Source organism: Helicobacter pullorum NCTC 12824 (genome assembly GCF_017979475.1).
Classification (GTDB): domain Bacteria; phylum Campylobacterota; class Campylobacteria; order Campylobacterales; family Helicobacteraceae; genus Helicobacter_D; species Helicobacter_D pullorum.
Window position 1 is genome coordinate 1 of the sequence record NZ_JAERIT010000014.1, and the last position, 9,521, is coordinate 9,521.

Sequence of the window (9,521 nt, forward strand, 5' to 3'; positions counted from 1 at the left end):
AATATTTCAAAGTCTGTTTTAAAGTTTTTAACATTAATTTCTCTTAGCATATTATTAGTATCAATCTGACGCATTCTTGAGGAATAGATTAAAGAAGCACCTAGGGTTTTACCGGAGAGTTCTTTAGTGTCTAAGCCTACGCTAAAAGTTCCATCTCCATTATCTGTTGGATTAAAGATATCAATAAAGGTTAAAGCATTAAAGAGTTCATCATCTTGACTAAAATCTTGTCCGATAGGTTTTTTATCTTCATTTTGAATATAGCTATGATAATTATAGATTTTTCCACTTTCAAGATTTCCTTCTACAAAGATAGAATCTTCTTTTAAATGGATTCCATCTGTATTGCTACCATTTGCTATGATAATAGGATTTTTTGGATTGTCTGGATTATCTAGTGTCCAACCATCAATGTGGGTATTAGAATTACTTCCTGTATTGCTAATAGCTCCAATATGACCACCGGGCTTAACTGTGTTACCCTCTATTCCACCATTGATAATAGTTGTATTTCCTCCATTGCTTGTAGTAATTCCACCTATAAATCCACTTCCACTATTATTAACAGTAATGTTTCCAGAATCATTAGTGATTTTATCTTTAATAGTTCCACTATTATTAAGATTATCTACATTAGCTCCACCACTAAAGCTCATACAATTTGCAGTTGCTCCATTAGTGTTATTGATTTTTCCTATTTTACCACCCTCTAGGATAATACAACCAGCAATGGTGCTAGAATTTTGGATTAAATCAACTTCAGAATTACCTGCTACCCTTACATTTCCATTGATACTTCCAGAATTAGCAATGGCAGTTACTACATTAGAGATAGTATTTAAAGAGATAGCATCATTAGAGGCATTTTGAATATCACTATCATTCATTGTATGAGAGGAATTAATTATCCCTGCATTCATGATTGTTCCAATATTGCTAGAACCATTAGAAATTATTTGTCCTGTAATGGTTCCACTATTAGCATTCTCAAGCTTAGTAATGGTTCCATCATTGTTATCAATATCACCTAAGATAGTTCCTTGATTTTGGATTAAATCATATCTACCATCGCTATTATCAATTCCTGCAATAACAGAATTTTTATCATTGAGTAGATTTTTAATCGTGTTTTTACTTGTATTATAGATAGTTCCCATTGTTCCTTTATTAGTTAATGTACCAATGTGTCCTTCATTGTATAAATTACCTGTAATGGTTCCTGAGTTTGTAAAGTTTGTGATAGTAGAATTGGTTTTGTTTGTGATATTTCCATTAAGCCTTCCACTATTATTAAAAGTATCAAGAGTAGAATTACTTACATTTGCAAGATTACCTGCAATGGTTCCTAGATTGTTAATGATTCCATTTTTAGAATTAAAAGAGAGAGTTCCATTATTTTGAATAGTTAAAGTTTTATTTTTTGCTACTTCTAAGGCTTGAGTGATTCTATCACTTCCATTGCCATTGTAAGTTAGATTTCCATACACAGCTAAAGAGCCAATGTTGGAATTATTAGTTAGACTACTATTATCTGCATTATTGATGATAGTTGTAATGCTTCCAGAGTTTGTAACGCTATTAGAGCTTCCCTTTAGAGTTAAAGTACCTGCAAGAATACCTTCATTATTTACACTACCATTAGTTGCATTGAGGGTGATTCCATTAGTTGTAAGAGTTGTACTACTTGCAATATTAATAGAATCTGTAATACTTCCACTTCCACTATAATTAAGGTTTTTTTGAATATCAAGGCTTCCAATGTTTCCATCATTTTGCATTTGTGAAACATTACCATCAACTACAAGATTATCAATAATTCCTGTATTGCTGTTGCTAAGTAGTCCTGTGATATTTCCACTCTCTAAGCCTGTGATACTTCCTGTGTTAGTAAAGCTTGCTAAAGCTCCAATATTACTAATTGTTCCCTTTAAGATTCCATTGTTGTTAAAGGTGTTGTCCTTGCCATTTAAAATTAAATTATTATTATTATTCAGTGTTATTGTAGAATCTTTAGCATTACTAAAATTCCCTGTAATGCTTCCACTTCCACTATAAGTAATATTTGCATTATTAGTGAAATTTCCAATTGCTGCATTGTTTGTGATTCCATTATTTCCTAAAATAACGCCTTTGTCAATGGTTAAATTTGTAATGTTTGAATTATTTGTGATTCCATGATCAACATTTCCTGTAACTTTTAGTGTAGTAATCTCTCCAGAGTTAGTAATACTTCCTGTGATACTTCCTGTGTTGATGGTTGTGATAATGGAGTTAGCTTTATTAGTAAGATTGCCTGTAATCAACCCTGTATTATTTATCATTCCAATTTGAGAAGAGTTAGTAATACCTCCATTGATAGTGCCTTTGTTGTAGTTAGTTATATTTGTAATTATTCCATCATTGGTAATACCATTATTGATTGTTCCATTGTTGTAGTTATGTATCTGATTAATTGTTCCACTATTAGCAATACCATTATTAAGAACGGCATTGATATTAGTTTGACTATTGCTTCCATTGATAACAGAATCAATAGTTTTATTAGCTTCATTTGTGAAAGTTCCAGTGATGGTTCCCTCATTCCATAAACCAGAAAGTTTGCAAATAGTACCACTATTACTACCACAATCTCCTTCTTTCCCCACTAATTCAACATTTCCACTAATAGTTCCTGTATTTTTTAAAGCAGTAGCAACATTTTCAAAATTACCATTAATGACTTTATTGTTTAATACTCCATAGATGATTCCTGTATTATTGAAGCTACCAATGATTCCATTATTTTCATAAAAAGCAATCAATCCTTCATTTTTAAATTCTTTAATGCTTCCAGAGTTTGTAAAATCACCAATGTTTGCATTATTAGTTAATGTTCCATTGATAGTTCCTGCGTTATTAAAGTCAAGAATAGTTCCAGAGTTATTAATATTCCCTGTGATACTTCCTTGGTTATTAAAGTTGCTAATGGTGTCACCTGCAATATTAGTAATATTGCCTGTAAAGTTTCCTGAATTAATAAAGTTAGTGATATTTCCATTATTGGTTAAATCACCATCAAAGCTTCCAGAGTTTGTAAAGCTAGTGATGATTCCACTATTGATAATATTTCCAGCAATTTTACCTGTGCTTTCATTGACAAAGTTTTTAATGGTAGAAGTATCAAGGTTAGTGATATTACCATTGATAGTTCCTGCATTGCCAATCGTTCCATTTGTTGCTTTGAAGTTTAGATTTCCAGTTCCATTATTTCCAATTGTAAGCGTATAGCCATTTCCACTATTATTCTTTTCTACCACCAAAGAATTAGTAATGCTTCCATTGCCTGTATAATCCATATCACTATCAACAATAAAATCTTTAACCACACCAGCATTAGAGAGATTTCCTACAACACTAGAATTCAAAGTATCAATAATTCCTTGTGTTCGATTATCTAAAGAACCTCCAATCGTTCCACTATCTAAACTAACAATAGAGCCTTCATTAGTTAGATTCCCTGTAATTGTTCCATTTGAGAGGCTTTGAAGTGTTGCACCGCTATTATTTTTGAAATCACCTTCAAGTGTTCCACCTATCCAATCAGTGGTTAGGGTATTGATGAGATTCCCTATAATAGCTCCCTCATTAGTAATGGTTTTTACTGAATTAGCACCAGCAGTATTAGTAAGAGTTAGGGTATTTGTAACACCACTATTGTTATTGCTAATAGTAAATTGAGTTGAGCTTCCTGTAACCTTTAAAGCATTTGTGATACTTCCAGCTCCGGCATAGGTTGTGTTTGCATAAACTGCCAAAGTCCCAATACCTCGAGTATTAGTGATTTGCATACCAGCTTTATGGTTATTCAAGCTTGTAATCACACCACTATTGCTAACCCCAACACTTCCCAAATCTGCACTATTTTCAAGCGTGAGAGTTTGAATATTTCCACTATTTAAAATCCCTTGAGTAATCTCACTTTGCACACTCAAAGTTGTAATCTCTGATTCATTATTCAAAGTCCCCACTACATTATCGATAGTCAAGTCCCCAATATTACCTTTATTGAGTAGAGTTCCTGTAATTTGTCCTGCACTTAAACTACCGATATTTGCATTAGTATCATTGATAAAGCTCCCTTGAATATTGCTGACATTATTCCAAGTGCTAATACTTCCTGCATTTTTAAGACTACCTTGAAAAATAGAATTTGCTAATAAATTAAGCCTAGAGCCAGTATTACTATCTAATGTAATCGTTCCAGCTCCGCCAGCAATAGAGAGAGTAGCACCACCTGCGACACTTATTTCCTCTGTAACAATACCACTCCCAATATAATTGATAGTTCCTCCATTACCGCCACTAGTGTTTCCATTTTTGACTTCTAATTTAGCGATAGTTCCTTCATTCTTGATTGTATTATTAACATTAGTTCCTGTATTAGAAGTGATTGTGCCTATATTACCTTCAACTGCATTTGTGATTCCATTTGTGATGGTGCTATCATTGTTTAGGGTAAGTTCTGAGATGGTTCCTCTATTATTGACAATGCTTCCGATAGAAGCATCATTATTTAGGGTAAGATTTGAGATTACACCTTTTGCGTTACCACCACTAGTATTACCTATATCTATACCACTGATATAGGCATCATTGCTTAGCGTTAAATTATCGATTGTTGCAGTATCGTCATTAGAATTTGTTGTAAGCCCTTGAAAATTAATACCCCCTGTGATTGTTCCACCATTTAGATTTAAAGTAGCGATTTTTGCTTTATTATCAAGCTGCACTTTTTGAGTAATTACACCACTTATATCCATTTGATTGATTGTTCCATTATAACTAGCATTTCCCCAAGCTACCTTGACATTACCATCAAGAGTTCCAGCAATAGCAATAGAATCTGTAATCTGAGAATTACCCACCACAGAAATATCGCCTTCCATCGTAGAACCATTACCGATATTAATACTATCTATGGTTATATTACCGCCACCACTCGCAGTTGAAAGAGAAATACTCCCTGTCATATTTGCAGAATCAAGGACAATACCATTTTGTATTCCTGCATTGTTCGTTAGTGATATATTACCTATCAAACTTCCATTGTTAATTGCAATTCCACCGATACGAGAAGAATTTCGAGCGTTGATATTACCATCCAATGTTCCACCATTTGCGATGGTGATTCCATTTGTGATTTCATTGCTTGTATTGAGTGTGATATCTCCATCTAGTTTTGGAGTGCCATTTGCCCCACTACCACCCATATTAGAACCATCAATGAGTATCTTTGAAATGCTAGATCGACCAGCTAGGGAGATATTACCTGTCAAAGTTGCATTACTACCACTTCCACTAGCAGAATTTCCACCAATAGTGATTCCATTAGTAATAGCAGAGCTTCCAGCCAAAGAAATATTACCAGCAATAGTCCCAGAATCATGGATTGCAATTCCATTAGTGATTCTGGCAGAATTAGCCAAAGAAATATTACCTGCCATACTTGCAGAATCTTGAAAAGTAATATTTCCAATAGTGCCTTGATCAAATGTAAAATTCCCCCTTAATACTGCACTATCTTTAGAAAGAATGCTCCCAATTATTTCACGATTTCCAACATCATCTTTAATAAAAATAATATTACGGTGCCGACTTCCTGTTGTTTCTGTTTTGCTTTGATTAGCAAAAATAAAACTATCAAATTGACTACTACTTGTTTCAATACTATAAATTGCATGCCAATTTTGAGTTGCACCTGTAACTTGAATCGTGCCATTATTTTCAATTGTCCCAGCCTTACCAAACAGCATAAAAGCAGTATAAGCATTAGAAGTCATAGTTCCATTATTAATAATATGTTCCACTCTACCATTTGCTTCAATCCCTACAACACGCCCAGACTTTGTTGCTTGAAGCGTTCCATTGTTTGTAATAGTCCCAGCTCCAGTAGCTCTAATACCAATCAACGAGTTATTATTGCTATACCCTATAACACCGGCACCTTCTCCCCTAAATATAATACTATTAATTGTCAAATGTGTGCCATTTCCATTATTGTTATATTGAATATAGCCACTACTTTTATTAGCAGACAAAGTGCAAGTATCTCCACTGCAATTAAAAGTTCCATTACCACTATTATTCCAACCAGCCGCCAAAGGAGAAGCTAATGCTGAAGCCAAAGCAATAGAAATCGGAATTGTGCGGATAAAGGATTTTATTTTGGATTTTTGGGAATTTGTGAGTTTTTTGGAATCACTAGTTTTAGCTCTTTGAATCTTTGGTGATTTGGATTTTGAATTTGATTTTTGGGAAGTTTTGGAATCTAGTTTGGGGCTAGATTCTAATTTCATTGAATCTTTGGAGGTTTTAGAAACCTTAGAATCTTTTAATTTTGGGGAGTTGGATTCTAATTTTGCTAAATCTTTGGGATTAGATTCTAATTGTATTTTAGAATCTTGAATCTTGGCAGTTTGAATCTTGTTTGGATTTTGAGATTCTAAAGCTTTGTTTGTTTTGGATTTAGAATCTAAACCTTTAGCATTTTTTGGATTTTCTAGGGATTGATTATTGAGAGATTGCCCCCCCCCCCCGCTATTGTAGAGTGATTTGTTTGCATAGTGTTCCTTTGTTGAGAGATAGTGTTTGTATTAGACAAGGGAAGCCCCCCCCCCCCCACAGAGGGATTAGAGTTTGTATTGTTTGTATTTGGCATTTGTTATCCTTATAATTAGTTGTATTGATGATTACGAAAAAATTATAATTATTTTATATCAACTTCAATTTTTATCCAATAAAACATAAAAAATTTATATTTTAATCCATTCTAAATACTAAATTTACGAGCTTTGATTAGAATCCAAAAGCGTAGAATAAGATTTGTCAATATGGTATTTGCGATAAAATTCCTCTAAACTCTCTTGACTAAAATCATTTAATAATCCCTTTTGGGCTAAAGATTCTAATGTTTTGCTATCGCAATCTGTCTCTTTGGGCCACTCTCTGTGGTAACCATCATCGGCATTCTTATCGGTTGCGTCAATGACTACTATTTCTCCCAAAATCCTAATGTCTCTTTTGGAATCGATATTATTTACCACACGCCAAAGTATCATATAGAGGTTTTCTAAGTCGTTTTTGGAATCATCAAGCAAAATGAGGATTCTTAAATGTTTTTGCAAATTAGCAAAGGCGGATTTTTTGAGAAATTTTTGTAGAGAATGGCTGTCCTTTTGCACTCCTAGAAGTGTGATAGGATTTTTGGTATCTAAGAAATACTGCCTTAGTGTCTTAGATAAAGGAATGATAGAAGAGAGATTGTCTAATAAATCTTGATTGTCCAAAATCTCCAAAGGCGGATTTTCTACTTCATTTCCTGTGCAGTCAATCCCTAGTTTGCCACCTTCGGCAAAACTAGGTGAGGAATGATCAAGTGCATCGCAAACCCCCTCGCTAAAAAGGCAGTTTTTGACACTAAAGCGATTTAAAATATAAGGGATAATTTCACTTGTATGAAGGCTTGGAGAATCTTCGCCCACAAAAATAGCATGTTTGACAAAACTCATCTGCCCTACTCCCCAAAAAGAGTGCATACTCTGCTTGGCTTGGCTTGGGAATCTAGCTTTGATTTTGGCTAAAATGAGATTGTGAAATACGCCATTTTCGGGCATATAATAATCCACCAAAGAGGGCGTAGTCGTCTGCAAAAGTGGCAAGAAAATCCGCTCTGTGGGGTAGCCTAGATATTTATCTTCCAAAGGCGGTTTGCCCACAACGGTTGCAAGATAAATGGGGTTTTGCTTGTGTGTAATCGCACTGACTTCTAGCACCGGATAAGGCTCGATGGGCGTATAAAATCCGGTATGGTCGCCAAATCTCCCCTCATCTCTTAGCACTTCTGTATCCACATAACCTTCAATCACAATATCGCTATCATAAGGCACAAAAAGCGGATTGCTTACGCATTTCACCATTTTTGCCTTGCGTTTTTTGATAAAACCATAAAGCATAAGTTCAAACATACCATAAGGCAAGGGAGCGGTCGCACACCAAGTATAAAGAGGGTCCCCTCCAATAGCGATGCTTACAGGCATTTTTTGCTTTGCCTTTTTGTATTCTTCAAAAATCCCCACAGAATCTTTGTGAATCTGCCAATGCAATCCTAGATGATTCCTATCATACACTTGCAAACGATACATTCCGAGATTTTTCACACTTCCATCAAGGCTTTGGGTATAACACTGCCCCATAGTGATAAAGGCTCCGCCATCATCACTCCAAGTTTTGAGAATCGGAAGTGAAGTTAAATCAATTTCTTTGTTTGTTTTTATCACTTCTTGGCATAGCCCTCTTGTGTTTAGGATTTTGGGGCTTAAGTGTCGTAAATTTAGCAATCGTGGAAGAAATTTGAGGGCTTCTTGAAAGTTTTTGGGAGGTTTTAGTTTTAGCATAAATGCGATTTCTTTTGCAATTTCTTGAGTGTTTCCTATTAGCAATTCTACTCGCTTAAAATTCCCAAAAAGATTCATCAAAACCGGTATTTCAAAGCTTGTATTGCCTCTTGTTGGATTAGTAAAAAGTAGGGCTTTGGAATCTGGCTTTTTTACTTCCAAATAAGCTAAATGAGGGATTTCTAACTCTATGTCTAAAGGTTCTGTGATGATTTTTAGCTCATTGTGTGCTTTTAATAAATCTAATGTTTGTCTCATAATTCCTCCTATTTGCTATATGCCCTTAAGGTTTCTTGCAAACTGCCTCCATCAACTGCTTTGAGCTTGAAGGCTTCTGTGCATTTGCCATTTTTTAGTTCAAAAACTATCATTTGAAAAATAGTTGGGATACCCTTGCCCTCTGGGATTCTTAGGCGATTTGGCAAGCCATTTAAAAATCTTTGTATCGGCTCATCAATCTCCATACCAATCACACTTTCTCTTGCTCCACTCATTCCCACATCGCTCACACCAAAAGTCCCTTCAAAAATCTCTAAATCATCTGTCCCAATATGCGTATGCGTCCCAAGAATCGCACCTATTTTGCCTTTTAGCATCATAAACATTGCTCTTTTTTCACTCGTGGCTTCTGCATGAAAATCAATAATAATATTTTTTATCCCTTGATTGTGGAGAGATTCTACTGCCTCTTTTGCACAGATAAAGGCATTATCACATTGTGGCATACCAAAATGCCCCATAAGATTTAGCACTGCAAAGGATTCTCCCTCAATCTCTTTGCGATAAATTCCGCTTCCCATTACACCTTGTGGATAATTATGCGGACGCAATATCACCGAATCTTCTTGCGATAAAAAGGGGAAAATGTCCTTTTTGTCCCAAATGTGATTCCCACCTGTAAAAATATCCACCCCATAGCTTTGGAGTTCCAAAAAGGTAGAAACACTCAATCCAAATCCATGGCTTGCATTCTCGCCATTTGCGATGATACAATCTAGCTTATAAGTCCTTTTTGCTTCTTGGATATAATCTTTTACCAAATTTCTACCAACTTTCCCTACAATATCCCCGATAAATCCAAAACGCATT

5 protein-coding genes are annotated in these 9,521 nt (G+C 34.9%); 1 reads left to right on the forward strand and 4 read right to left on the reverse strand.

What is annotated here, in order from left to right:
- Positions 1 to 6,335: S-layer family protein (locus tag JJQ98_RS08210; RefSeq protein WP_210670813.1), on the reverse strand; the 6,335-nt coding region annotated here is incomplete at its 3' end.
- Here JJQ98_RS08210 and JJQ98_RS08920 point away from each other — a divergent pair.
- Positions 6,313 to 6,444 (forward strand): hypothetical protein, encoded by a 132-nt coding sequence (locus tag JJQ98_RS08920; RefSeq protein ID WP_257005485.1) that lies wholly within the window; start codon positions 6,313 to 6,315, stop codon positions 6,442 to 6,444. The two genes, JJQ98_RS08210 and JJQ98_RS08920, sit on opposite strands and share 23 nt — an antisense overlap.
- A 94-nt stretch (positions 6,445 to 6,538) precedes the next feature.
- On the opposite strand, the gene JJQ98_RS08215 is transcribed toward JJQ98_RS08920, so the two are convergent.
- From JJQ98_RS08215 to JJQ98_RS08225, 3 genes are all read right to left on the reverse strand, one after another.
- Positions 6,539 to 6,697, reverse strand: a complete 159-nt coding sequence (locus JJQ98_RS08215) for a hypothetical protein (RefSeq protein ID WP_210670814.1) — start codon at positions 6,695 to 6,697, stop codon at positions 6,539 to 6,541.
- A 124-nt stretch (positions 6,698 to 6,821) separates the two neighbouring features.
- On the reverse strand, positions 6,822 to 8,690 hold the full coding sequence (locus JJQ98_RS08220) for a menaquinone biosynthesis decarboxylase (protein WP_151104754.1): 1,869 nt from the start codon (positions 8,688 to 8,690) through the stop codon (positions 6,822 to 6,824).
- Positions 8,691 to 8,698: 8 nt separating this feature from the next.
- Entirely contained in the window at positions 8,699 to 9,520 is an 822-nt protein-coding gene (locus JJQ98_RS08225) for a TIGR00282 family metallophosphoesterase (protein WP_054198508.1), read from the reverse strand.
- Position 9,521 lies beyond the last annotated feature (1 nt).